17 protein-coding genes are annotated in these 25,031 nt (G+C 60.9%); 4 read left to right on the forward strand and 13 right to left on the reverse strand.

Features of this window, described 5'->3' with window-relative positions; all coding sequences use genetic code 11:
- The first annotated feature begins 1 nt into the window (after nucleotide 1).
- The 4 genes from ACFQDI_RS14250 (at nucleotide 2) to ACFQDI_RS14265 (ending at nucleotide 4,679) form a co-directional block, all read left to right on the forward strand.
- The gene (locus ACFQDI_RS14250; RefSeq protein ID WP_377167848.1) at nucleotides 2–769 is read left to right on the forward strand and encodes a DUF2334 domain-containing protein; all 768 of its coding nucleotides are present in this window, start codon (nucleotides 2–4) and stop codon (nucleotides 767–769) included.
- Entirely contained in the window at nucleotides 766–1,680 is a 915-nt protein-coding gene (locus ACFQDI_RS14255) for a hypothetical protein (RefSeq protein WP_377167851.1), read from the forward strand. Before ACFQDI_RS14250 ends, ACFQDI_RS14255 begins: the two co-directional genes overlap by 4 nt.
- The gene (locus tag ACFQDI_RS14260) at nucleotides 1,677–2,123 is read left to right on the forward strand and encodes a nuclear transport factor 2 family protein (protein ID WP_377167854.1); all 447 of its coding nucleotides are present in this window, start codon (nucleotides 1,677–1,679) and stop codon (nucleotides 2,121–2,123) included. Before ACFQDI_RS14255 ends, ACFQDI_RS14260 begins: the two co-directional genes overlap by 4 nt.
- 561 nt (nucleotides 2,124–2,684) lie before the next feature.
- The gene (locus ACFQDI_RS14265) at nucleotides 2,685–4,679 is read left to right on the forward strand and encodes an FG-GAP repeat domain-containing protein (RefSeq protein ID WP_377167857.1); all 1,995 of its coding nucleotides are present in this window, start codon (nucleotides 2,685–2,687) and stop codon (nucleotides 4,677–4,679) included.
- Between the two features lie 586 nt (nucleotides 4,680–5,265).
- Here the strand turns inward: ACFQDI_RS14265 and ACFQDI_RS14270 are convergent.
- The 13 genes from ACFQDI_RS14270 to ACFQDI_RS14330 all read right to left on the reverse strand — a co-directional run bounded on the left by ACFQDI_RS14270 (nucleotide 5,266) and on the right by ACFQDI_RS14330 (nucleotide 25,031).
- Nucleotides 5,266–6,774 carry a sulfatase-like hydrolase/transferase gene (locus ACFQDI_RS14270; protein ID WP_377167860.1) on the reverse strand — a complete coding sequence of 503 codons (1,509 nt, stop codon included), beginning with the start codon at nucleotides 6,772–6,774 and terminating at the stop codon, nucleotides 5,266–5,268.
- Nucleotides 6,775–6,832: 58 nt separating this feature from the next.
- Nucleotides 6,833–9,139 carry a hypothetical protein gene (locus ACFQDI_RS14275; RefSeq protein ID WP_377167863.1) on the reverse strand — a complete coding sequence of 769 codons (2,307 nt, stop codon included), beginning with the start codon at nucleotides 9,137–9,139 and terminating at the stop codon, nucleotides 6,833–6,835.
- Between the two features lie 44 nt (nucleotides 9,140–9,183).
- Nucleotides 9,184–10,047, reverse strand: coding sequence for a hypothetical protein (locus ACFQDI_RS14280; RefSeq protein ID WP_377167866.1), 864 nt, complete (start codon nucleotides 10,045–10,047; stop codon nucleotides 9,184–9,186).
- Nucleotides 10,048–10,066: 19 nt separating this feature from the next.
- Entirely contained in the window at nucleotides 10,067–11,035 is a 969-nt protein-coding gene (locus ACFQDI_RS14285; RefSeq protein ID WP_377167868.1) for an alpha/beta fold hydrolase, read from the reverse strand.
- A gap of 4 nt (nucleotides 11,036–11,039) precedes the next feature.
- Nucleotides 11,040–11,792 carry a M14 family metallopeptidase gene (locus tag ACFQDI_RS14290; protein WP_377167871.1) on the reverse strand — a complete coding sequence of 251 codons (753 nt, stop codon included), beginning with the start codon at nucleotides 11,790–11,792 and terminating at the stop codon, nucleotides 11,040–11,042.
- A gap of 49 nt (nucleotides 11,793–11,841) precedes the next feature.
- Complete coding sequence (locus ACFQDI_RS14295; RefSeq protein WP_377167874.1) at nucleotides 11,842–13,263, reverse strand: sulfatase family protein; 1,422 nt, start codon at nucleotides 13,261–13,263, stop codon at nucleotides 11,842–11,844.
- 84 nt (nucleotides 13,264–13,347) lie between these two features.
- Nucleotides 13,348–14,733: a neutral/alkaline non-lysosomal ceramidase N-terminal domain-containing protein gene (locus tag ACFQDI_RS14300; RefSeq protein ID WP_377167877.1), complete on the reverse strand. Its 1,386-nt coding sequence runs from the start codon at nucleotides 14,731–14,733 to the stop codon at nucleotides 13,348–13,350.
- 100 nt (nucleotides 14,734–14,833) lie between these two features.
- A complete protein-coding gene (locus ACFQDI_RS14305) occupies nucleotides 14,834–19,078 on the reverse strand; it encodes a PVC-type heme-binding CxxCH protein (RefSeq protein WP_377167880.1) in 4,245 nt (1,414 codons plus the stop codon).
- 90 nt (nucleotides 19,079–19,168) lie between these two features.
- Nucleotides 19,169–20,026 carry an alpha/beta hydrolase gene (locus tag ACFQDI_RS14310; protein ID WP_377167883.1) on the reverse strand — a complete coding sequence of 286 codons (858 nt, stop codon included), beginning with the start codon at nucleotides 20,024–20,026 and terminating at the stop codon, nucleotides 19,169–19,171.
- Between the two features lie 31 nt (nucleotides 20,027–20,057).
- On the reverse strand, nucleotides 20,058–20,813 hold the full coding sequence (locus ACFQDI_RS14315; protein WP_377167886.1) for a polysaccharide deacetylase family protein: 756 nt from the start codon (nucleotides 20,811–20,813) through the stop codon (nucleotides 20,058–20,060).
- 7 nt (nucleotides 20,814–20,820) lie between these two features.
- Nucleotides 20,821–21,591, reverse strand: coding sequence for a hypothetical protein (locus ACFQDI_RS14320; RefSeq protein WP_377167888.1), 771 nt, complete (start codon nucleotides 21,589–21,591; stop codon nucleotides 20,821–20,823).
- Nucleotides 21,592–21,593: 2 nt separating this feature from the next.
- Complete coding sequence (locus ACFQDI_RS14325) at nucleotides 21,594–22,469, reverse strand: SGNH/GDSL hydrolase family protein (RefSeq protein WP_377167890.1); 876 nt, start codon at nucleotides 22,467–22,469, stop codon at nucleotides 21,594–21,596.
- Between the two features lie 147 nt (nucleotides 22,470–22,616).
- Nucleotides 22,617–25,031, reverse strand: coding sequence for a WD40 domain-containing protein (locus tag ACFQDI_RS14330; protein ID WP_377167892.1), 2,415 nt, complete (start codon nucleotides 25,029–25,031; stop codon nucleotides 22,617–22,619).

A 25,031-nucleotide genomic window follows, 5' to 3' on the forward strand; every position in this document is an offset into this window, starting at 1 on the left:
CATGCTTCGGACCCTTCTCTTTAACTGCGCTGTTTTTTGGATGCTCCTCACCTGCGGAGCACAAGCCCAGCAGATCATTTTGCTGAAGCTGGATGATGTCATTGCACGAAGGGTGGGAACGAAGCCGGTTTCAGACCGGTGGCTGAAGGTGCATGACTATCTGGTGGCGAATCAGATCAAGGGGTCGTTTGGGATCATCACGGAGTCGTTGGAGAAGGACAATGCGATGTATTTTCAGTGGCTGAAGGATGTGCAGGCGGCGGGGCAGATTGAGTTCTGGATGCACGGCTACCACATGAAGACAGCGAGCGAGCCGGGTGAGTTTGAGCATGGGACGGCTGAGGAGCAGCGGGCGATTTTGGCGAAGGGGGAAAAGCTGGCGAAGGAGAAGCTGGGATTCACACTGCCGGCCTTTGGCCCGCACTGGAGCGGGACCACGGAGGCGACGGATGAAGCGATGGAGCTGGTGCCGGAGGTGACGATCTGGCTGTATGGACCTGAGAAGCCGAAGTACTACAAGCGGCTGAGCATCCCGCGTGTGATGGCACTGGAGAACCCGACGTTTGTGCCAGACCTGGAGAAGTTTAAAACGTTCTATGAGGCGAAGGCGGCGAAGAAGGAGGTGCTGGTGCTGCAGGGACATCCTGATCAATGGGATGACAAGCGCTGGGCGGGGTTTACCGGGATCATTGAGTTTCTGAAATCGAAGAACGTTCAGTTTATGACGCCCTCTGAGTATCTGAAGAAAACCCAAGCGAAACAGCCATGAGAATTTGCTTACTGATTGCCGCGTTTGCGATGGCTGTAGCGCATGGGGCGGAGCCGCCCAAGCCGACGCATGCAGACGTGCCGTATGGAGCGCATGCGCATCAGCTGATCGACATTCATGTGCCGCCGAAGGGAGAGGGCCCCTTCCCCGCCCTAATTTGGTTTGGCGGGATCTGGAAGGCGTCCAAACACGCGGTGGATGTGAACCGCTTTTTTCCGCATGGGATTGCCGTGATCGCGGTGGAGGTGAGGACGATGGAGGATGCGACGGCGGACAAGGTGAAGGAGCCGATCTCGTATGTGCTGGAAGATGCGATGAGCGCGGTGAAGTTTGTGGTGGAGAATGCGGAGAGGTGGAAGCTGGATCCGAAGCGAATCGCGCTGGGCGGGGGATCGCAGGGGGCGCTGCCGGCGCTGTATGTGGGGTGCCAGGCACCGGAACTGGTGACGTGCGTGGCGGCGTATCGCTGCCAGCCGACGATCGACCCGAAGCGGATGCAGGAATGGGTGCCAGGAGTGCAATGGGGCGCACCGGCACTGGGCTGCAGCTTTGAGGAATCTCTGAAGCGCCGCGATGAACTGCTGCCGGTCATCAAGAAGTGGTCGCCGGACTGGCTGCTGAGCCAGAATGCCGCGCCGATGTATTTTGAGAACGAGTGGGGAATGACCAAGCCGGAGGACATCGTGGAGACCAAGATCGACACCAACGGGAAGAAGACTGAAGTGCACAAGCCCCTGACGCAGAACAACTACGATGTGCACTCGCCGGCATGGGCTGTCGGATTTCAGAAACTGGCGCTTGCGGCAGGGGCCGTCTGCCATGTGAAGTATCCGGGTCATCCCACCAAAGGGTATGACGACATCTGGAATTTTATTGTGAAACAACTAACCTCCCAAACATCCAAACCATGAAGACACTGCTGACCTCTCTCATCTGCCTGATCTCAATCCTCTCCTTTGCCGAAGAGGCGCCGGTGGCCGCGGTGCAGGCGGCGGATGATGCGCGTGTGGCGGCGATGAAAGCGCCGGAGCGTGACAAACTGGGAGCCATCTTTTCGGATGAACTGCGCTACGCTCATTCGACGGGTGTGGTGGACACAAAGACGTCGTTTATTGATGTACTGGTGGCGGGCAAGACGAAGTACCAGGAGATCGACTATGTGGAGAGGAAGTTTACGTTTCCAGCACCGGGGATCGCGCTGATGACGGGGAGCGCGAAGCTGAAGATTGGGACGGAGGCAGGCACCCTGGAACCAACGCTGGCCTTTCTGGCAGTATGGAGGCTTGAGGAAGGCAAGTGGCGGTTTCTGGCGTGGCAGTCGTGCAAGCTGACGCCGCCGGGGACTGCGAAGTAGATTTTGAAGCAACGCACGACATGTGCAGTGCCAAGAGCATGTGGGGATCAATACGAAAGCGCACTGGTTAGGAGAGGATCAACCGCCATGGGCGGCGTGGCACATCCGGCAACAGGCTGGATGTGTTTGGCGTCGCAACCGTTTCTTTGCTCCAATGCGCTCTCCGCCATATCACCCGACCACGAGGGTGTTCGCAAGCACCGATGTTTGCGGAACGCTGATGGACGGGCGGGCTGTCGCCACACCCATCCTACGTATGGCAGGCACGCGAGCACTGGCTGCCTGATTTGCCTTGGAATCGCCACCTGAACACAACGTCTTTACTACAGAAGCCGAACTTTCATTGGCTCCAAAACAGACCCGTTTTCAATGCATTATGGCACGAGTCTATTCGAAGGACGAAATGAGGAGTGTAGTGAGCGTGAGGGCTTCGAGTCAAAGATGCGCATGCGGGGTTCAAGATTGTGCCTGTGACGAGGGATAATCTTGGATAACGGGGTGGAAGACGGAGCGTTAGGGGCGATTGCCAAGGACTCTGGTCTGAGGTGACTTTAATTTGAAATGAAACTGCTTTTTCTTCTCCCCTTTCTTGCCACTGCCTGCCTGGCTGCTGAACCTCATCTGCCCAAGGGAACGAAGGCGCTGGCATCGGCGGCGAAGAATGGGCGCGGGCCGCTGGCGCTGGTGAATCTGAACCACCATGTACTGGGGCATGCGAAGGTGTTTGGGGGGAGAGAGGATGATTTGTTTGTGGCGGGCTACGGCGGACCGCAGGCGGTGCATTTGTTTCGCTGGGTGGACACCGCTGAGACGGGAGCGCCGGTGTTTGCACAGCCGGTGGAGGTGAAGTGCGCGTTTAAGGACAAGGGGAGTGTGTTTCAGGGGAAGGATGGTGCGATCGTCGGGCTATGGATCGACAAGGATGAGGTGGTGACGACGGAGTTTGACCGGGAGAAGGTGGAGTTTCGGGAAACGAAACGCACGAAGCTGCCGGGCGCGGTGAAATCGCCTGGGAGCCTGGGGGTGCTGGTGAATGCGGATGGCGGATATGATCTGGCGTTTGAGATGTCGAACGGCGGAAAGGGAGCGGAGGGGAGCCCGAACACGGAGGAGTGGCGGCCGTACAACTCATCGGGCATTGCAGTGGGAGAGCTGAGATATCGCTATCTGATGGGAGTGACGGCGGACGGCAAGGCGAGGCAGATCACGGCGACGAAGAACGAGGTGTATTTTTCGATGCATGGCATCACGGCGATCAACCTGGGGGAAGGACACGAGCGGGATGTGGTGACGGGATCGCGGCAGGGGAATCTGGTGCATTATCACAACACAGCGCCGAGCGGATTTGAGCTGGAGAGGAAGCGGCTGATCGCGGGTGAGGATGGGAATGCGCTGCGGCATCCGAGCATCAACCCGAGCGTGTGCGCGTATGGCGGAGGATTGATCGCGTGTGGGGAGGGATCGCTGTATTTTTACCGGTTCACGGGGAAGTTTACGAAAGCAGGGGTGCCGATTTTTACGGAGCCGGTTTCGGTATTGCAGGAAAACGCGGACCTTTATGCCGGCACGCTGCCCTCTCCGACAACGGTGGACTGGGATGGGGACGGGGTGCTGGACATTCTGGCGGGAAATTCGGAAGGGTTTGTGCTGTTCTTTAAAAACACCGGCAGCAACGAGGCGCCGACGTTTCTACCCGCGACGCGCGTGAAGGCGGGTGGGCGCGAGATTCAGGTGCAAGCGGGCTATGCGGGAAGCCTGCAGGGGCTGCAGGAAGCGCGATGGGGGTACCTCTCGCCGAATGTGATCGACTGGAACGGGGATGAGCTGCCGGATCTGATCACGGGTGACATCACGGGGAACTACATGATCTACATGAATCGTGGCACGAAGACGGAGCCGAAGCTGGAGGCGGCGCATCCGATCTATTGTGACGGGATGGATCTGCACGGCATGTGGCGGTGCCGTGCGGCGCTGGCGAAGGTGGGTGAGCGTGTGGCACTGGCCATCGTGGACGGGGATGATCAGTTCCACCTGTACTGGCGGATCGATGACTCCAATGTGGAGGACGGCGGGAAACTGCTGCTGGAGGATGGGAAGCCAATAGGTGCGAGCGGCGGCGTGGGTGGAATGAGCGGGCGCTGCAAGCTGGACTTCTTTGACTGGAACCAGGATGGAAAACTGGATTTTGTGATCGGGACGGGACGTGTGTGCTGCATTCCTGATCGTGAGACGGGCTACCCGATGGCGGCGCTGGGGCAGAACCCGGTGGTGGGCGGACTGGTGGGGAAGCTGGTGGATTCCGCGCTGCCTGCGAAGCTGAAGAAGACGCTGGGCACGCCGCTGGTGATGCTGAACAGCGGAACGAATGAAGCGATGCGCTTTGCGAGGCCGCTGACGTTTCAGGATGAGGAGGGCAAGGTGGTGCAGCCCGGTGGCGCGCATGAGACAGGCGCTGTGGGCACGATGCTGGGTGGTGATGGGCCAAACCTGCTGATCTGCAATGAGGCGGGAAGGATGTTTCTGCTGCCGGGGAAGAAGCTGCAGCTGAAGCCTTGAGGTTTACACGATGCGCAGTCGTAAACGGGTCTGTATGTCAGAGACGACTGCCATGATTTGCGGAGACTACGATCATACCATGTGCGCTTGGATGTCCGCGGCAAAAGCATGCTGCGGAACTCGGTGCAGACGCTGCTGGAACCCGGCGTGGTGCGGCAGAGCGCCGGGTTTGCTGCCCCGGGTTCTTGCGCGATTGACCCAGGGCTTGCTGCGCAGCGCCCTGGGCTAAATCCTCAGCCCCGTTGGAGCTGGTGCGGGTTCGGGAGCGAATAGAATGGAAGCGTATTTCGCAGAGATTGGTTTGCAGCTATGGGTTTGAGCTGGTTTTCTGCGGAGGCGACTTTCGAGAACCGCACTCGGAGAGTGCGGACCACTTCACGCTGGACGGGCGAGTATGATGTGAGCATGAGAGGGCGCTGGTGGACGGGCGGGCTGTCGTCACACCCATCCTACGATCCGGAGTGGGGCCGTGCTTTATTTCACGATGTCGGTGCAGGTTTGGGGGGCACAATGCTGGGAGAGGACTGAGGTTGTTCGAGGAGGCTTGGGATGAAGCGGAGGGCCTCCCTGTTCCGCAGGAACAGGGCTACTTCACGAAGTCGATGAAGCCGGCCTGGGTGCGCTTGAGCTCGGCTTTCATGGCGGTGCGGAGTTCACTGATGCGGCTGGCTTGGGAGGAATCGTTGATGAGGTTTTTGAGTTCATCGGGGTCGTTTTTGAGGTCGTAGAGTTCTTGGCCGGAGACGCCGTCGAGGTAGTGGACGAGCTTGAACTGATCCTGCACGACGGCGCTGTAGAGGGGAACGCCTTGATGGTTGTCCTGCTTGGCACCGGTGAGAATGGTCTGGCTGACTTTGGAACCGTATTCGTTGCCCATGTGCTCGTAGTAGCAGGGGTGCGGCCATGCGGTTTCGGGTTTTTCGAGCAGGGGAATCAGATCGCGACCGTGGGTCTGCCAGGGGACTTTGACGCCGGTGATGGAGAGAAAGGTGGCGGCGAGATCAGGAGCATTGACGGAGGCGGCGCAGACTTTGCCAGAGGGAAAGCGGGAGGGCATGCTGATGATGAGCGGAGAGCGGTAGTTGGCGTCATAAGGCGCGAGCTTGGTGCGGAAGCCGTGCTCTCCCATGGAGAAGCCCTGGTCGGCGGTGTAGATGATGAGGGTGTTTTCGTACTGCCCTGATTCTTTGAGCGCGGCGATGAGCTGGCCGACGCCTTCATCGATGGCGGGGACGCATTCGTTGACCTGGCGGACCCAGTCGTCGAAGCGTTTGCCCCGTTTGCTTTCGCCAAAGGCTTCGCCGCCTTTTCCTGCCATGGGGTGGCCGTCGGAGCCTTTGAACCATGCCTGAGTCTTGTTGAGGTAGTCGGGCTTGTCTGGGCGTGGGGGGAAAATGTCGGTGGGGAGGAGAACCTCGGCGTTTTTGTAGGTGCCCTTGTGGCGTTTGGCGGGCGTGGAGGGACCGTGGACACTGCCGTAGCAGACCCAGAGATACCAGGGCTTGGCGGTGTCGCGATTTTTGCCGCGAATGTAGTCTGCGGACCACTGCGTGTAGTTGTCTGCGGGATAGCCTTCGATGGTCTGCTCCTTGCCGTCCACGCTCATGATCTGCGTTTCATAGTAGGCGCCGGCGTTTTCGGGATGGAGGGGACGATTCCAGACGATCTGGTGGTCCCAGTCGCGGCCCCAGCCGGTGTCGGTGCCGGTGTGCCATTTGCCGATCTGCGCGGTGTGGTAGCCCTGCCTGCGCATCTCTGCGGGGATGAAAGGGCATTGTTTGGGATCGTACGTGCTGCCGGGGTATTTGCCCTCCATGGACATGGACTCGATGCCATGCGGGAAGCGCCCGGTAAGCATGGTGGCGCGGGAGGGCATGCACCAGGAGCCGAGGTAGGCGGCATGAAAGCGCACACCGTTCTGAGCGAGGGCATCGATGTTGGGCGTCTTGACCCAGGGCCAGGAGCCGGGATAGCAGCCCACCGTTTTGGTGGACTGGTCGTCGGCGTAGATGAAGAGAATGTTGGGACGTTTTGCCTCCGCTGCAAAAAGCTGAAACGCGAAGGTGCAGAGCAGGAGGACGACGAATGCTTTCATGGTGCGCGGTTAACGTAACGCACCATGGCTTTGTAGCCTTAAAAGCATGCCAAGTGACTCAGGCGGCGGTGCCGTGCGAGGGAGGGGGCAGCTTGGTCATGGGCGGGCGTGCGATGACCGTGGGCGGCTTGGCTGCAGGGGGCGCGGGCGGCTTGGCCGTGGGCGGTGCGACGGGCCTGGCGACTGGCTTGGACATGGGCGCGGACGGCGGTTTGGCCACGGGCTTGACCATGCCAGCGGCCAGCGGCGGAGGTTGCGGTCTGGCCACAGGGAGCGCCGGTGGTGCGACGGCCACGACGGGAGGGGCGGCGACGACGACGGGTGCGGGCTGCCGGATGATGGAGGACAGCACGGAGGTGGGCGGAGGCGCGGGAGGCGCGGCCTTGGGGGCATGGGCCTTCTGGATCATGTCCCAAAGCCTAAGACCGCGAAGCAGCGGGTGTCCGCGCAGAGCGGCGAGCACGTTTTCCCTGGTGGCAGGAGGCTCGGTGGCGAGCTGGTCGTAGGAGCCTTCACGCTGAGCGGCCAGCATGCGACCAAGGGCCGAAAGCACGGCGGCCTCCGAGGCGGGCATGTGATGGAAGATGTTCTTTGCCTTGAAGGCATTGAGCAGCTCCATGGTGAGCTGGCCGGAGACGGGTGCGATGTCATTGCGAAGAAGCAGCGTGTCTCCAGCGGCCTCCTTGAGCCGCTCGAGCACGGCGATGAAACTGCCGCGCATGGCATCGCTGGTGACAACACGCACCTGACTGCCGCCCCACTGGAACCAGCGGTCAGCACCGTCGAAGTTATCATAGGTTTTGCGGATATCGCCCTCGCTGATGGTCACGGTGGGAGCGACCATGAGCTCGATGAGGTCGCGGGTGCGCTCACCGAGGTCGATGGCGCTCGGGGAGCCTGCCTCGGCCTTGGCCGCCTGGACGGCGTCCTGGAGGAGGGAGTCCACCTTTTCTGCGAGGCTCTGACGTGGCACGACTGAAACGGCAGGAAGAAAAGCGGGGGGCGGTGGCAGCTGAACTGCGGAAGGCGCAGGGATGGCAGCGAGAGCAGGAGCGGCGGCGAATTCCGCCACCGGAACTGCCACCGCCACAGGTGCTCTGAACTGAGCAGGCATGACCTGCTGTGGCACGGGAGGCGGCAGGGCGACCACTGGCTGAACACTCACTGCGGCGACCACCTCCGGCGGCAGCGACGAAGTGCTGGTGCGCATGGCGTAAACCTCTGCCGCCGCAGCAAGCAGATGGCGCGGTGAGATGGCCCCACCGGCAGTGAGACGCGCGATGTCTTCCTCCTGCAAAGGATGGATGGAGGATGTGATGCCGTCTTTTTTACGCTGCTCCACGAGAGGGGGACTTTCGAGGCGGCAGCTGAGCAGCAGACGCTTCTGCTCACTGGCGATGGGCAGCACGTCGATGACCGGGAGGCGGAAGCCGAGCGGGGCATTGGAGTCCGGAACCCCCACGCGGCCACGCAGGGCCTGGGTGAGCGCGGCATCCCAAGCGGCGTAGCGCTCGGCCACGAGACCGATGAGCACGACCCAGTTTTGGCTTTGATCAATGAGAGCGAAGAGCAGACGCTGCATTTCATCGAGCTGCGGCTGGGTGACGACGAGATCAAGCTGGTCGAGGACGAGCACGACGGGGGCGCCAGCCTGGGCGGCGAGCTTTCCAAAAAGCTGGATGACGATGCCCATCTCCGCCCGGGCGAGAGGCTCGACGACACCGAGGTATTTCAGCTCGGCCTCGGTGAGGTAAGCGGCACCGGAGAGCCACTGCGCGGCGAGATGCTCCTTGTCGTCTCTCAGGATGTTGAGCAGGCAGCGCAGGATGCTGCGAGGGACCATGGGATGCTCGGCCTCCAGAAGCTGGACGGCCTGGTGGATCATGTCCTTGCGGGTCTCCAGCCTGATCGAGGCCCAGGCCTCGTGAAGCTGGGGAAAGGTGAAGTCCTGCTCGACGACGGGCTTGAGCAGAGCATAGGCGAGCAGGCGGAGCTGGCTGTAGGGGGCCTCCCTGCCCTCCCTGCTGCGGGCGGGATGGCGCATGCTGCTGACAAAGCGGGAGAGGATGAAATTTTCCAAGGCCTCGGGCTGCAGCGGCGGATTCGGCGCATAAGCGTAAAAAATGCTGTCGGCACACTCACGACGCAGCCGGGAGAAGAGGTGAGACTTTCCAGAACCGCCCGCACCGCGCACAAAGCGGACCTGGCTGCGATGCTGAGCGCGAACCTGGTCCTCCACCACACGGAGCGAGTCAAAAGGGACCGAATGGATGTGTGGCACGTCCATGAAGGAGGCGGCGTTCCACAAGTCGTTTTCGCCCACACTGGTGGAGGTGAAGGGATTTAGAGCAGCATACAGGGACATGGTCTCGGGAGTCGGTTTAAGATTCGGGAGGAAAAAGCGCTGGGTCAGGAGAGCCAGCACCAGGAGTAGCCGGGAGGACCGAGAGACATCGGGACAAGCAGGGCGCGCTCATGTTCCGGGAGGTCTTGCGGTCGTTCACAGGGTTCTAACAGGAGGCGGCCATCGTTGTAAAGCTTCTCGATAAACCTTCGGAAAACCTGAATGTCAGCCACGCCTCCACATTCTGCGGCCCAGGCCTGGTAGCGGGCGAAGGTGGCAGGGATGGGGATCATCATGGTGGAGGAGCGGATGCGGTCGAGCTCGTACCAGGTTTGCAGGTCCGACTCCGAGGGCGCGATGACGGAGGTGGACTGTGGAGGGGGCGTGGAGGGTGGCTCCTGATCCAGCCAGGCGAGCAAGTCCTCCAGCGATGCAGGCTGAGAGCGTGCGCCATTCACCGTCTGAAGGATTTTCTGCAAAGCGATGCGCTGGGCAGCGCTGAGAGTCTGTGTGGGGCGTGGCCTGCGGGCGTGAATCAGCCTCTTGCCGCCAGTCTGAACGAAGGCATCGCCTGCGGAGGCGAGCTGCGCCAGGGCGGCCTCAAAGAAGGATTGCAAACCCACGGGCAGCTTGGTCTGGAGCTTGGCTGCAGGCTGTTCTTTGGCGGAGGCGTGCACCCAGCTTTTCAAAAAGGCGGCGGTGGCGTCCTCTGGACTTTGAAGAGTGAAAAGAGGCTGCGGCTTGGCGGCAGTGCCTGCGAGGATGCGAGTGAGCGAGCCGGTGGAGGCCTGAGCGTCCAGTGCGGCAGCCACGGCTTTGGGGGAGGCGGCTTTGCCTAGCGCGGGCTTGATGAGCTTGGAGATATCAGCGGCTTTTAATGGCAGCGCACTGCGGGCGAGCGCGTCAAGGATGGCGGTTTCGAGCGTCATGACGGTTCTGCGGCGATGATCATTCTATGTGGCGGTCGAGCCAGCGGGTCACATCGTGCACGACCTCCTGGCGCTGAACATCGTGCAGCAGGAGGTGGTAGGAACGCGTGTACCAGAGCAGTTTTTTGTCGCGGCTGCGGATCTGCGCAAAGAGACTCTGAATCTGGTCTGCCGAGGACATGACATCATTGGGCGAGGCGACAAAGAGCACCGGCATCTTCAGGCGACGGGCTGATTCTGCATTGGCATCGAGCATGCCGCCGATGGAGGAAAGCAGGCGCAGGGAGAAGGCGCTGACGTGATGCGGGGTGACGGCCATCTGCCCGCCGTGGGTGGAGTGGGAGGTGACCTGGATCTTGGACTCGTCCACACCCGCCAGCTCTCCAAGGGAGTAGCGCGAGCGCGGGGAAAGCCGTGCGGCGGTTTCGAGAACGAAACGCTGGAAACCTGTGAGCGTCATGCGCAGCCCGGCCACAGGAGAGGCGAGAATGATGCCGTCGGGGTCGGACCAGTTGCCGAGCAGGTCTGCGGCTGTGTGCAGAGCGATGAGGCTGCCGAGGCTTTCGCCATACCAAAAGACCGGGGTGCGCGGGTGCCTGCGCCTGATGAGAGCATGGAAGGTGGCGAGGTCTTTCTGCCAGGTTTTGGCGCTCTGGATGTCTCCCCTCTCAGAGACGACGGGGTCGTTTCCCTGCCCGCGCAGATCGTAGGAGTACACGGTGTAGCCACGCAGCGGAAGCTGCTCGCCGAGATACCAGAAGTCCGACTTGGCCCCGCTGAGGCCATGCACGGCGATGACCACGCCGCGAGGCTTTGTGCCTGCTGGAACGGGCCAGGCTTTCCATGGCATGGTCTTGCCATCGTAGCTGACCCAGTCGTCAGCGCACAGCACGCCACGGCCTGAGGTGATTTTTTTCACCGATGCGCAGCTGCTGCCGACGACAAGAAGCGTCAGCAGCAGAAGTCGCTGGAGCAGAGTGGCGCGCATGGTTTCAGCCCAAGATGGACAAGGCGGCCTCCACAAAGCGCACCTGCACCTGGACACGCTTGTCGAGGGCAAACTCCGAGGGAGACTCGAAGGTCAGCGTAACCGGACAGCCACGTACATGAAGCTCCACGGCCTCGGGCATGCCGGGCAGGTTGGTGGGGAGATTGCGGCGGCGGATGACGCCCCTGTCGGCACGGCGGCCGTCGATGCTTTTGCGCGGATCAGGGCCGATGACGCGTGCGCAGCGCTCGATGATCTGATGCCCCGTGGTCTGGGACGCCTGATTGAGCTCATAGAGATAGATGCCCTGGGCATCGTAATCTTCATGGAGGCAGAGGCCGAAGCGCATGGCGCGGCCGGTGATCCACTGCTGCCAGGGGCCGCAGATCTCGTCGTCGGACATGTGGAAGCGGCGGTTGATGTCGAAGCCGCGATGGTCGATCCGCGTATTTAAAATGAGCCCCACCGGATTGAGGCAGGGGGCGATCAGGAACGAGCCGGTCTTGATGGTGGCGACATGCTTCTCCGCCCAGGCGAGCAAGCCCCAGGCAGAGCCAGCCTCGTCTCCGTGCACTCCCGTGGAGAGGTAGATGGCCGGTGCTCCTGCCTGCGCTGCCTTTGACTCAAGCACGATGACGGGCATGTCTTTGACCACGCAGAGGACCTTGACCCTGCAGCCTGCGCTGCGCGCGAGCATGCGCCAGCGCTGGATGAGGTGCTGTGCGTCATGCGCACGATGGTTGGGTAGCAGCTTCACGGCGCGCAGCATGGCAGAGCCGGGGCGTTCGTCATTCTGAATTCCGCATTCAGTCCTTTTTCTTCTTTGCCTTTCCTTTTTTGGCCGGAGGGGCCTCCTTGGTGCGGCCTTCGTTTTTGGCCACCTCTTCAGGCTCAGGGATTCTTCCCTGGTCATTCGTGCGCTCAATCCATTCACTGAGGACGGAGCTCAGGCGCTCGCGGGCGGCGCGGTGCTCGGGGATGTTTGATTTGGCGAGATTGTGAATCTCATGAGGGTCCTCCTGAAGGTCGTAGAGCTCCTCCTCGGGCATGGTGGGAGCGGCTAGCGCGGCCTGGGCGGGTGTGAGCTTGTCCTGAGCGGCGAGTTCCTTGATGAGGTTCCACCCGGGATACTGCTTCTCCTTGTAGGCATTGTGCTGGAGGAAGGGACGGTCAGGGGTGAAGTTGCGGATGTAGCGGTAGCGTGCATCGCGCACGGTGCGGAAGCGGAATACCGTCTCGTCGCAGCGATCGCGTGCGCCAAAGACGTACTCGCGTGCGGGCTCGGCTGCAGCCCCCATGAACACCCTGCCCTGCATGCCCTCGGGTTTGGCGATGCCGGCCCAGCCGAGGGTGGTGGCGGTGAGGTCGATGGACATGAGGAGTCGATCGCTGACTTTTCCTGCTTCGTAGCCTGCAGGCGCAGGGATGCCGGAGGGCCAGCTCATTATGAGAGGGGTGTTCAGCCCTTCCTCGTAGCAGAACTGCTTGGCACGGACGTGAGCGGCGCCGTGATCTCCCATGAAGCAGATGACGGTGTTTTCCATGAGACCATCGCGCTGGAGGAGCTCCATCACTTTGCCGATCTTGCGGTCAAGCTCAGTGGCGGCGTCGAGGTACTGCGCCATGTCTTTGCGGGTGACTTCGTGATCGGGGTAGTAGGGAGGGATCTCCACCTTGGCGGGATCGGCGTGGGGTGGGGCGTGGAAGGTGCGGTGGGTTTCCTGGAAATTGAGCTGCGCGTAGAAAGGCTGGTGCTGCTTGAGGTCGTCCCAATTGGAGGAGTCGAAGGGTTTGGCGGGCCCTTGGAAGTTCCAGTCGGTCTTGCCGCTGCCTTTGAATCCGGCCTCGGGAGGCAGGTCTTTGACATTGGCGGTGAAGTAGCCAGCCTCGCGCATGCGCTCGCTGATGACTTGCACGCCTGCGGGCAGGGTGAAGCCGTCATCGCGATGGGAGCGGTGATTGTGCGCGCCGATGGTGGTCTGATACATGCCGGTATTGAAGGCGGAGCGGCTGGCGGAGCAGACGGGGGCGGTGGTGTAGTAACGGGTGAAACGCATGCCTTTGGCGGCGAGGGCATCGAGAACCGGGGTGGAGACTTCCTTGGCGCCGTAGCAGCCGAGGTGCGGGCCGAAGTCTTCGGCGATGAGCCAGAGGATGTTGGGGCGTTTTTCCTCGGCGTGGAGGGTGGCGGCCAGGCAGAGGCTGAGAACAACGAGAAAACGGATCATGCGCACAGCATGGCTAAGAATGCCGCACCGATGCAAGGAAGTATTTGTAGCGAACGCCTGATCTTCACCTGCCGAGGCGAACCATTACTTCATCATCTTCTGCGCCGTGGAGATGATGCGTTCCTCAAGGGTGTCCGCGAATTTGTCTGGATGCAGCGGGTTGGACCAGTACATCAGGGAACGAAAGGCCTCATAGCCGCCCTCCAGCAGCACGCGTCTGCTAGGGATGTAGGCGAGGATGTCGTTGCTGTAGCCTGCGACCCACAATGCTCCGGGCCCCTTGAACTCGCGCTTCAGGCGGAGTGAATAATCCACGCATGTCTCACCACTGAGAGCCACGAAGGTCAGATCATGCCCAAAATGAACCACCTGAAGCGGGTAGTCGTAGTGGTCGCTCAGGCCGCCGTTCTTGATGGCATACAACCGCTTTTCATCCCACTTGCGCTGATAGACCTCGTAGCTTTTTTCATAGCCCTCGCCCGTGCTCAGCCTTTTTTCGATCTGATCTGCCGTAGGAATGGACTGGTAGTCGAGTCGCGTGGTCTGCCAGTCAATTCGCAGCGGGCCGCGGATCGGCTTCGGTTTTGCGTCCAGCGCTGCCTCCACCGCGGTGGCGAGGCTCTGGCCGTGGCGGAGGCTGAAGATGGGACTGAAACGTGGATAGGCGTTTTGATCGCCACCGCAGCCCATCATGAACAATGCGATGGTGCCTGGGTGCGCCTCTTCGATCAACTGCTGCGCATGACCTGCATAATCACCGTGCCATTGCCTGATGCTCATGGATGTGTTGTGGCAGGCGTAGCCAAAGACGATGGCGCTCAGTTTGCCAGCGGCCGTTTGAACCGTGAGCACGGGCACATCATGATCCACCACGCCCCCGGGGTTCGGGCTGTTCAGGTAGGGATCGCCCGAAGGCTTGTCGTTTTTGAGCCTGCGGTTCATCGCAAAACCACAACGCGCGTGGCCATAACTGACCGTCGCCGGCTCCAGCTGCTGCAATGACTCGCCGATGATGGCGATGATCCTGTCCCTCAGCCATGCGTTGTAGCGCAGGCAGCGCTCCTTGCGGAGAGGGTCGGAGAAATTCATGAATTCCAGCTCTGTGTAGCGCAGCTCCGGGCCGCAATGAGTGTGTGAGCAGTTCAACAGAAGCGCCTTCTCCGGCAGACTGAACCTGGTCTTTACGGCCTCAGCCACAGCGTCGCGGAGCTGAGCTGTCACCTCGACGAGATCGAGGGTGACCATGACGAAGCGCTGCCCCTGCGCGTCCTGGAGCGCGAGCGCCTTTGCGTTGAGTTCCATCGCTGTGCCTTCGGCTGGCACCTCGCGGTTTGCGAAGCCGGCGAGATACATGGGCTCTGTCGGTGTGATCACCGTGCTGGCGGCTGCCGCTTTCCATTCCGGTGTCTGTGCCGAGGTCTGGAGAAAGGATGCAAACGCGAAGGCCAGGATCGGGAGAACAGGATTCATGATCGGAGACATACGCACCGAGCAGTGCGGATATGCCAATCCGATGTTTGGAAGGCCGGGGATTCGCTTTTGATGAAGCCGGGGAGCCTTGACTGAACAATTACTCCCGCTTGCTCAGCAGATATTTGAGCAGCTCAAGGGCCTTGCGCTCGGGCATGGATTCGAGGAGGGCGGGGGGCATGAGGGAGACGGGCATCTTCTGGCGGTCTTTGAGATCGGCCTTGGAGATGATGACGGACTCGGTGACGGTGCGGGCAGTGATGGCGGTGTCGGTTTCCTGCTCGATGACGCCGGAGATGACGCTGCCGTCCTTCTTGGTAAGGACATGGAGCTGGAAGTTGTCGCCCACGACAGCGTTGGGATCGACGATGTTTTCGAGGAAGTAGTCAAGGCCGTTGCGCCAGGAGCCGGCGAGATCGGGGCCGAGCTTGCCGCCGACGCCGCCCATGGCGTGGCAGACGGCGCAGACCTGCTTGAAGGTTTCCTCGCCTGACTTGGCGTTGAAGGCCCACAGCGGCGCGGATTGGTAGGCTTTCTTGAATTTGGCGATGCTGGCTTTGGCGGCTTCGCTGGAGTCGTTCACCTTGCCCCAGGTGGCGTCAAGGAGGGTGTTGACCTCGGCATGATTGAGATTGCGCATCTGGCGGATTTGCAGGGAGCTGAGGTTTTTTTTGTCGAAGGTGCCTGCCTTCACGGCGGTGAGCAGCGGCAGGGCTAGTTCGGAGCGGCTGGTGAGGGTGCCGAGTGCGGCGGCGCGGTCGGTGTCGTTGAGAGTGGCGAAGCGAGTCAGCAGTGCCGTGGCTGTGGCGGGATCGCTGGAGCGTGAGAGGAGGGGGATGACGGCGCTGGTGAAGTCGGGGTGGTCGAGGAGCTTGGCGAAGATGGGCGTGGCTTCGGGATCACTGACGCGTTTGAGGAGATCGAAGGCGCTGCGGCGCTGGGGGAGCGGCTGTGTGGCATCGGCAAGAATGCTGCGCATTTTGGCGAAGACGGCTTTGTCTCCAAAGAGGGCGGAAAGTTGGTCTGATGTGGTGCCGGGAAACTTGGCCTGCAGTTGAGGCCAGGATTGAGGCATCGTGGCTTTGGCTTCGTCCTTCATGCCGAAGGCGAGGATTTTGAGATCGCGCTCGGTTTGGATGGTGGGGATGAGGGCTTCGCGGCCTGCCGGAGTTGTAGCAGCATACCACCGGATGGAATCGGCGAGGGATGGGAGTGGCGTTTTTGCCGCGAGTGCGAGGCCGCGGGGCCAGTCTTCTGCGATGACGCGGGCGAGGCCGAACCAGATCATCTTGGGGAGGAAGCGGTCATTTTTGTCCTCAGCGTGCATGGCGAGGGCGGAGGCGACGTCCCAGACGGTCTTGGTGTCGAGATTTGGAAGTGCGGAGGCGAGGGCGAGGCGGACGGTGGGTGAGGGGTCGGTTTGGGCGAGCTTGAGGAGCGTGGCGGAGGTGAGCTTGGGCTTGCCGGGTTCTTCGGTAGCTAGTTGGATGGCCCAGGCGCGGACTATATCGATGGGATCTATTACCGCCCCAGTAAGATCGTCGTCCGCAGCATTTATCACATGAAGCGTCCAAAGGAGAGGCAATAGATGATTTGGATTAGCCTTTTCCCGATCAACGGTCAGCAGCCATTTCATAACATCATCGCCGACTCTCCCTGTCAACATCACCCGCGTTTGAAGCAATCGACGCGCCATTCGTGCACTCCAGTCGTTCGAGTTTAACTGAAGTTTCGCTAACTCGACATCAGTCATCCCCTCCAAATCCACCTTCACGGGCTTGTAGGTTTCCTTCCATGAGATGCGGTAGATGCGGCCGTTGGTGCGGTCCCATTTTTCGTCTTCGGGGTTGTGGCAGTGCTGGGTGTCGGTCCAGTCGATGACATAGACGGCGCCGTCGGGGCCGGTCTGGAGATCGACGGGGATGTAGTCGGGGGCGGGGCTGTAGAGGAGGTCGTAGCCGGCGTGGAAGGTTTCATAACCGCTGCCGGTACGGATCATGTGCTGCTGATTGATCTGATGGCCGTGGAGATTGTGAGTGAAGAGGTGGTCGCGATAGATGGCGGGCCAGTTGTCGCCGTTGTAGATCATCGTGCCGACATGGGAGTGGCCTCCATACACGGCGGTGGTGCCGGGTTTGCCTGCGCCACCTTCGCCGCTGTCGTAGCGAGCGGAGGCTGGGAGGAAGTTTTGCAGATCGGGCGCGAAGTCGGGCGCGGTGGCGGAGATGAAGGGGGCGTATTTGCTGTTGGCCTGATTCCAGAAGTGGCCGTTGCGGATGGCATGGGTGGTGCCGCCTTTGCCCCAGAAGCTGCGGCAGTGTGTCATGAAGAAGTGGCCGTTGCTGTTGTAATCGAGGCCCCACTGGTTGCTGCCGCCGTGGCAGAAGATTTCGAAGACGTGGCGCACGGGATGGTAGCGCCACACGCCTGCATTCATGGAGATGCGCTGGTCATCGGGGGTGCCGGGTTTGCCGATGTGGGACTGGGTAAAGACGCCTTGATTGCCGTAGAGCCAGCCGTCCGGGCCCCAGGTGAAGCTGTTGAGGGTTTCGTGGGTGTCTTGATAGCCCCAGCCGTCGAGGAGGGCATAGGCGGTGAAGTGGAGGCCGGGGACTTTCGAATAGGTCTGATAGGACTTATGCGACGTATTCAAGGCATCTGCGCGGTCGTCGTGATCGATGTCTGGAATGAAAATCAAATAAGGGGCAGCGCCGACCCAGACGCCGCCGAAGCCGACTTCGATGCCGCTAACGAGGTTGAGACCTTCGCAGAAGATTTTCTTTGTTTCGAATGAGCCGTCGCCATTTGTGTCTTCGAAGATGCTGATGCGGTCTTTCCCCTGCCCTTCGGGCTGGCGGTTGGGATAGCTGAAGGCCTCGGCCACCCACATGCGGCCGCGTTCATCGAAGCAGAAAGCGATGGGCTGGCGCACGTCGGGCTCGGCAGCGATGAGCTCGACCTGGAAACCATCCTGCAATTTCATACCAGAGACGATCTTTTGTGCGGCATCGTTTTTGATGCTGGTGGGTTTGGCGGGATTGGGGAGGAGGTGCCAGAGGACGGGGCTTTCATCGCCGCGCTTGGTGCGGTCTGCGCTGATGCTGAAGGAAGCGACGGCGAAGGTTGGCTTTTGAGCGTGGAAGACGAAGTCGTCGAAGTTCACGTGGCCCCAGCCGGATTTGGACTGGTCGACGATGCGGATGAAGATGCGTTTGCCAGCGACGGGTTCCAGATTCACGGCGACGCGCTTCATGTTTTCCTGCTGGGCGGAGCTGCTGCTCTGGATGATTTTGCCGGTGGCTTCTTCGACGACCTCGACGCGCTCGGTGTTTGCATCCGGGGCGGCACCGATGAGGAAGCTGGCCCAGGGATGCGTGGCGATGAAGCTGGTGGAGGTGAGAGTGCCTGTGCCTTTGTCGCCGCTACGTTCGTAGCCGCCGAGCCAGAATTTGCCGACGTGCTGGGAGTTGCCACGTTTGCGGATGGCGACGGTGTCGCCTTCGATGGGCTGCTTGTCCCAGGCATCTCCTTCGGCCTTCCAGCCTGCGAGGGTGCCGGTTTCGAAGCCGAGGTTGAGCTCGGCAGGTGGTGGGATGGAGGGGACGTCGGCAGTGATAGGATTGCGGGCAGGCTGCGCATCCCCGAAGGGAACGCCCGCATCACTTCGGAGCGGCATGGCGGTTTTGCCGAGGTGGGTGAGCTGGATGTTGCGGAACTGCACTTTGGCCGGGCCGGGGCCGCTGTGGAGCTGGAAGGCAATCTTGCCGCTCCATTCGGCGGCTTTGGTCTCGTGGTCGTCTAGCACGCTCATGAGGACGTCATTCACGCGGACCTCGACGTGGGAGGCGGTGGCGGTGATGTGGTATTTGTTCCAGTCGCCGGGTTTGATGACGGTAGCGAGGCTCTTGGGTTCTGCGAAGGCATCTGACCAGCGGCGACCATCTGGCGCGATGGACACGCGGGAGCCGCGCTCGACCAGCAGGGCGCGGCCGTGTTCATCGTAGATGCGGCCGAGCCAGACTGCGCCTTGGTCGAGATCGGCCTGATAACCGCTGGCGTGACCAGCGGCACTCTGCTGGCAGCGGTACTGGATGCCGGAATTGGCGCTGGGGCCGCCTGTGATGCGGAACTCGACGGTGAGATCGAAGTCATGGACCTCGCCGTCCCAGAAGATCCATTCGTTGCCTTTGAGCTGCTGATTCGGCAGGATTTCGCCTGTTATCGCGCCGTCTTCCACGCGCCAGTGTTCGGCTTTGCCTGACCAGTGGGCGAGTGTCTTGCCGTCGAAAATCGATTCAGCGTAGAGCAGCGGTGCGGCCAGCAATATGGCGCAGAGAAGTTTCATGGCGGTTGGAGCAGGGTTGGCGACCCTGCTTATACAACCATCGGCCCTAGCATGATACAGACATGATTTTGGCTGAATCGGCCATAGACGTCACTTTTTCAGCACGCTAGCCACAAAGGTGTCCAGGGCTTTTGTGGCGGGATCGCTGGAAAGGCCGAGATCGTCGTTGAGCTTCACGTGGCTGGTATCCTTGGCACCGAAAACGGTGGTGGGGATGCCGGCTTCCTTGAGGCTATTCCCCAAACGGGCGGCCTGGGCGCTGGTGTCTGGATGGGCGGAGACGTGTAGAATGAGAAAGGGAGGGATGCTCTTGCCTTTGGCGATGTGGGTGACGGCGGAGAAGTCGATGTGCTTCTCGGGAGTGCCGCCGAATTTTTCGCGATGGCCGTTCACACGAGGTGGAAGGTGGTGGACGCGGAGGCGGGTCTCGGCTGTCTCGATGATAGCGGGAACGTCATAGGTGTCTCCATCCACGGGAACGCAGCCGATGAGGGAGTCGAAGGTGGCGCCTTCGGCCTTCAAGTAGCGGTCGTCCGTGCAGATGAGAGCTGCGAGCTCGGCACCGGCGGAGTGGCCTCCTACAAGCACGCGCTTTGGATCGCCTCCGTATTCGGCGATGTGTTTTTCCATCCAGCCGAAGGCTTTGGCGACGTCACGGGTGAGGGTGCCCATGTCCACCTCTGGCAGCAGGCGGTAGTTGGTGGAGACGAAGACAAAACCTTTGTCCATGAACCACTGGGGCTTGAGTTTTACATCCGTTTTGTCGCCCTGCGTCCAGCCGCCTCCGTGGATCCAGAAGACGACGGGCAGGTTTTTGGCATTGGCCGGTGAGTAGATGTCGAGCACGTGGCGTGCGTGGCCGTTTTCGACATAGGGGATGTTTGATTTTACGTTTTGGGCGAGAGCGGTGGCAGCCAATGCCAAGAATGAGAGAACGATGAGTTTCATAATGTAGTGAACAGATTGCTGAACTTAAGCGTCAGTTGCGGCGCAACTGAGCAACTAGGGCCAGATCGCGCATGGCGATGACCTTGCAGCCGGACTCCTTGAGATGCTGCATGCAGGCTTCAAATTTGGCGGGGTCGGTGTTTACCCAAGGGTGCTTGATGTCAGGGACGCCGTGGAAGGTCATGACGGCGACCTTGCCGTCTTTGGCCTGGGCGACGGCGGCCTTGAACTGCTCGAGCGTACTGTCGGGCTTGCCATCGAATGCCTGGGGCATGGTGAGAGGATCGTCTTTGGCGGGATCAAAGGCCCGCGCACCGCCGGCACGTGCGAACTGGTAGCCGCGCTCGCGCAGCAGCTTCACCGCCGCATCGCTGGTCTGGTAGCCGGGGTAGCAGAAGCTCACCGGTTTGGGGATGCCGTAGGTGGCGCACTGCTGCTCGATAAACTCCACGTCTGCCGCGAGCTGCTCGGGCTTTTGTTTGGCGACACCGGCGTGTTTGCGGGTGTGATTGCCGATTTCGAAACCGTCTGCGTGGAGGGCTTTGATCTGCTCCCAGGTCATGTAGTGTTCTTTGTCCACGAGGAACTCGAAGCCTTCGGTGATGAAGAAGGTGGCGCCGAAGCCGTGCTTTTTAAGCAGCGGTGCCACGAAGGTGGCGTGGCTGACGACGGAGTCGTCGAATGTGAGGACTACGAGACGCTCCGCAGCGGGTTCGACAGCGATGGTGCGCCAAGCGAATGTGAGCGTGAGCAGAAGCGCTGCGATGGCCAGATGAGCGGGCTTCATGGGGGGATCACTTCACTTTCCAGATTTTCACATCGTCGATCCAGACCGTGCTAGGCACGAGAAAGCTGAACCAGCGTTTCAGGGGGTGGGCGAAGCCTTCGGAGTGGTGGCTGGCGAGCACTTTACCGTCGATGCTAAGGCGCATTTCGTCGCCTTCGGTGACGAGAACGAGCTCGTGCCATTCAGTGTCGGCCTTCCATGGAACGACGACTTGTTTGGTCTTGAGCAGAGCCTCAAGTTCAGCGGGAAGCTTTTCCTTCCGAGCCTGGGCTTCCTCGCGCTTTTGGCGGATCTCCAGATTCATGACACCGGTCTTGTGGTCGATGAGAGTGATGCTGGTCTGGCTGAGGATGCCGTAGCAGAGGTGACCGGCGTGGACGCCTTTCAGCTCACGGTCCACAAAGCCGAGCTGGAGAGATTCGGCGGGATGGAGACCGGGGAAGCGGAAGCGGACCACGGCGCCGCCGTCAGTAAATCCGGCCTCGTGATGGATGTGAGCGGCGTGCTTTGCCTCCTTGGTGGCGCTGGCGATTTTCAAGATGCCCTGATCCAGGTCTGCCATTTTGATCTGAGGCACGCGGTCAGCGGTGGCGCTGTTCCAGCCGTTGCCGATGGCCTTGGCGAGATTTCCGTCTTCTTCGCGCTCGAAGGCGTCGTGGAAGATCATCAGGCCTTTTTCGCGCAGCCAGGTGGCATCGTTGCGCGGTGTGGTGGTGTCGGCGGATAGAAGGGCCGCGAACGGAGCCAGCAGCAGGGAGGTGAAAAAGAATGCCTTCATGCTTACTTCGGTGTGCTCGCGCCTTTGGCCTTGTCTGCGGCTTCCTTGGCTTTCTTTTCAGCGGCCGCTTTGGCTTTCGCCTCAGCGGCTTTTTGCGCCGCGATGATGCCTGCGGCTTCGAGGGGCGGCCAGGAGGCTTGGGCTTTGTCGAGTTCGACTGCGTTGAGGCCCAGAGCCTGCAGCACACCGACGGCCATGAGCTTGTTGCCTTCCAAGTTCATGTGGACGCCGTCGCTGGTGAGCACTTTCACATCCGGCTTGTTTTCAGCCTTGATGCGTTCCTGAAACATGGCGTTCAGATCGGCGAGGGGGATCTTCTTTTCCTTGGCGAGCTCACGGAGGAAGGCGTTGTAGGGAGCGAGAAGGCCGTTCTCCTTGCTGTCAAGATTCTCCTGAATCACGGTGGCTGTGAGCATGACGGGCTTCACGCCTGCGGCCTGTGCCTGATCGATGATCGCGGTGATGTTCTTTTTGTAGGTGCCGCGGCTGGAGACCTTGTCATCGTAAGTGCCAGACTGTGCCATCGCCTCATCGAGGGGCACACCACGGGGGCCGTGCCAGACGTCATTCACACCGCAGCTCAGTGTCATCCACTGCGGCTTCTTGCTCAGCACATCCTTGTCGAGACGTGCGAGCATTTGATCGGACTTATGACCGCTGATGCCAGCTGGAACAGCCTCGGCTTTGATGCCATTGGCTTCCAGACCGGCGATCACCAGCCGCACATAGCCGGCGGGATTGCTCCAGCCGCCTGCGGTGATGGAATCGCCGAGGAAGGCGATTTTCTCACCGCTTTTCACGGCGATTTCGGCTTGGGCAAAGTGTGGCGCCGCCATGAAGGCGAGCACTGGAAGGAGTCGGAGAGAGAAGCGGTGCATGGTAATTGAGTGTGAAATGATACAGCAGGCAAACGATGTGCCTGCCGTATCCTTTCTTTCTCAATCGCGGCCATTCAGGCTTCGGAGAGAAAAGAATGCGGAGTGCTGCGGACTGAAGTCCGCGCTCCAAGGGTGCTGGATCTCGGATCAGGGCTTGAAGACTGCGATCTCCTTTGCCGTGGCGACATCCCAGGCACGGACGTTGCCATCCTGGTCACCGCCGAGAACGACATCACCGAACTTGCTGGTGGCGAGTGATTGCAGGAAGCCCGTGCTGCCAGCCAGCTTTTTCACCTCGCCGCCGTCACTGGTGATGAGGCGGAGCTTGGTGTCCCCTGCACTGGTGGCGATCTGATCTGCGGCACCGAGGTAGCGAATGCCGGTGACTTCCTTGTCCCAGCCATCAACGCTCTTGCGGCGGTCGCCAGTGGTCCAGTCCCAAACTTTGACGACGTTGTCGGCACCGCTGCTGGCCAGCACGCGGCCATCGGCACGCCATGAAAGGCCGAGCACGTGGTGGGTGTGACCTTCGAAGACCTTCACGACTTTGCCTGTGCTCAGATCGGTGATGCGCACGGCTTTGTCCGCGCCGCCGGAGGCGAGGAGCCTGCCATCGGGCGAGAACTCAAGCGCGAGGATGCTGTCGAGATGACGCTCAGCGTAGTTCACGGTCAGATTTCCAGTGGCCATGTCCCAGAGGGTGATGTCGCCACTGCGGGAGGGCTCGCCGCTGCCGATGGCGAGGGTTTTGCCGTCGGGGCTGAAGGCGAGGCTGTTGGCGCGGTCGGTGATCTGAGAATTGCCATCGCCGGTGCCCAAGGTGCGTTCGAGGGTCCACGTAGCACTGGTGCTGCCTGGCGCGATGGGTTTGCCATTCACGGTGCTCCAAGCGAGCGGGGGGCCGCTGTCCTGTTCGGCAATGAGTTCGAGGCCATTGGCGGAGAAGTGCAGCGCCTTGGCTTTCTTGAGGCTGGTGGTGAGCGTTTTGGCAATGAGGTCGCGGTCTGCGTTCGCTTTCACCGCCTCTTTTTTCACGACTTCCAGGCGAGCCTTTTCGTCAATGACGGCCTGCCGGGCCTTCTTTTCATTTTCGGTGACGAGCTTGATTTCGTTCGCGGTGTCGGTGATCGCGGCTTCGGCGCGGGCGAGAGCTTCCTGGGCGAGCTTGAGATCTGCGGCGGCCTTCGTGGCCTTTTCCTGAGCATCGGTGTTCTTTTTGGCCAAGGCTTCGTCTGGTTTGGCCTGGGGAGCTTTGGCGATTTGATCCGCGATTTCCTTCGCAGTCTTCTCTGCAGCGCTCCTGGCATCTTCCAGAGGCTTGAGCGTCTTCCGCTTTGCTTCGAGGCCCGTCTTCGCGAGTTCCACGAGCTCGGTCAAGGCGGCCGCCTTTTTGGCATCGCCGGTGGCGGCAAGCTTGATTTCTGCTGAAGCGGTTGCCAAGGCTGCTTCGGCGCGTTGGAGAGCGGCCTGGGCTTGAGAGAGGTCGGCTGTGGCTTTGGCAAGAGCGGCTTTTGCAGCCGCCTGCTTTTGGGCCAAAGCCTCATCCGGTTTGCCAGCAGTGGCTTTGGCCACTTCGTCCGCGATATCCTTGGCGGCTTTGTCGGCTGCGATTTTTGCGTCCTCCTTGGGCTTGATGTCCTTCTTCTTGTCTTCGAGCGCTTTTTTGGCGAGTTCTGCGAGTTCATTCGCTTTCTTCAAGCGATCGGTCTGTTCGGTGACAGCTTTCTCCGCCGTCCGGATGGCCGAACCCTGATAAGTCTCTTCCAGCGCAGCACGCACGGCGATGAGCGTGCGCTGAGCCAGGGCCTGCTCGGTGGCGAGGTCGGATTTGATGTGGGCGACGAGTTTGCCACCGGCGGTTTCGGTGAGCTTGATGGAGTTGTCCGCCTCCTGAGTAGCGGTGAATTTGGCGGAGGGAGCGTAGGCGGGAGCTGCGGGGGTGGTGCGCTTCCACAGCTTCACCTCGCGAAAGCTGCCGGTGGCAAGGCGCGTGCCGTCGGGGCTGAAGGCGACCGATTGAACGAGATCGCGATGGGCGACGCCGGGCTGCTTGTAGAGACCGGTTTTGAGGAGCGTTTCATCCGTGAGCTTGGTGATGAGGCTCTGCGTGGGCAGGTGGTAGATGCTGATCTGGTTGGCGCGAGCGGCCGCAGCCAAGTCTCCCTGAGGTGTGACCGCGATGGCATAGATGGGCTGCAAGCCGGCTGGCAGGGGCTCCCAGGCGATGACCTGCACTTTTTTGGGCGAGGCTTTCGCGCCCTGGTCGATCCACACTTTCAAGAGCGCGAGCTGCTCCGGGGTGAGATTCACAGCACCGACCTTGTTGCCCTTAGGAGGCATCTCGGAGTCCCAAGAGTGTGCGGCGGCCTGATAGATGATGCTGTCGGCGCCCTTGCCGGGGATGATGCCCTTGTCGCTCTCGCCGCCCTTGGCCATGAGCTCGGGCGTCTCCATGTTGAGGCCGCCTTTGGTGGTGGTCTTGTTGTGGCAGGCGATGCAGTTGTCCTTCAGGAACGGACGAATCTGCTGATCGTAGTCGATAGGCGCGGGAGCCGCGGCCAT

Origin of the sequence: Prosthecobacter fluviatilis, from assembly GCF_042655725.1 — a bacterium.
Lineage (GTDB): Bacteria > Verrucomicrobiota > Verrucomicrobiia > Verrucomicrobiales > Verrucomicrobiaceae > Prosthecobacter > Prosthecobacter fluviatilis.

Coding starts and splice junctions, on each gene's coding strand:
- ACFQDI_RS14300 (WP_377167877.1), bottom strand. CDS start 14,733: ATGAATCCTGTTCTCCCGATCCTGGCCTTCGCGTTTGCATCCTTTCTC.
- ACFQDI_RS14255 (WP_377167851.1), top strand. CDS start 766: ATGAGAATTTGCTTACTGATTGCCGCGTTTGCGATGGCTGTAGCGCAT.
- ACFQDI_RS14260 (WP_377167854.1), top strand. CDS start 1,677: ATGAAGACACTGCTGACCTCTCTCATCTGCCTGATCTCAATCCTCTCC.
- ACFQDI_RS14250 (WP_377167848.1), top strand. CDS start 2: ATGCTTCGGACCCTTCTCTTTAACTGCGCTGTTTTTTGGATGCTCCTC.
- ACFQDI_RS14285 (WP_377167868.1), bottom strand. CDS start 11,035: ATGCGCGCCACTCTGCTCCAGCGACTTCTGCTGCTGACGCTTCTTGTC.
- ACFQDI_RS14280 (WP_377167866.1), bottom strand. CDS start 10,047: ATGACGCTCGAAACCGCCATCCTTGACGCGCTCGCCCGCAGTGCGCTG.
- ACFQDI_RS14305 (WP_377167880.1), bottom strand. CDS start 19,078: ATGAAACTTCTCTGCGCCATATTGCTGGCCGCACCGCTGCTCTACGCT.
- ACFQDI_RS14310 (WP_377167883.1), bottom strand. CDS start 20,026: ATGAAACTCATCGTTCTCTCATTCTTGGCATTGGCTGCCACCGCTCTC.
- ACFQDI_RS14315 (WP_377167886.1), bottom strand. CDS start 20,813: ATGAAGCCCGCTCATCTGGCCATCGCAGCGCTTCTGCTCACGCTCACA.
- ACFQDI_RS14320 (WP_377167888.1), bottom strand. CDS start 21,591: ATGAAGGCATTCTTTTTCACCTCCCTGCTGCTGGCTCCGTTCGCGGCC.
- ACFQDI_RS14275 (WP_377167863.1), bottom strand. CDS start 9,139: ATGTCCCTGTATGCTGCTCTAAATCCCTTCACCTCCACCAGTGTGGGC.
- ACFQDI_RS14295 (WP_377167874.1), bottom strand. CDS start 13,263: ATGATCCGTTTTCTCGTTGTTCTCAGCCTCTGCCTGGCCGCCACCCTC.
- ACFQDI_RS14270 (WP_377167860.1), bottom strand. CDS start 6,774: ATGAAAGCATTCGTCGTCCTCCTGCTCTGCACCTTCGCGTTTCAGCTT.
- ACFQDI_RS14330 (WP_377167892.1), bottom strand. CDS start 25,031: ATGGCCGCGGCTCCCGCGCCTATCGACTACGATCAGCAGATTCGTCCG.
- ACFQDI_RS14325 (WP_377167890.1), bottom strand. CDS start 22,469: ATGCACCGCTTCTCTCTCCGACTCCTTCCAGTGCTCGCCTTCATGGCG.
- ACFQDI_RS14265 (WP_377167857.1), top strand. CDS start 2,685: ATGAAACTGCTTTTTCTTCTCCCCTTTCTTGCCACTGCCTGCCTGGCT.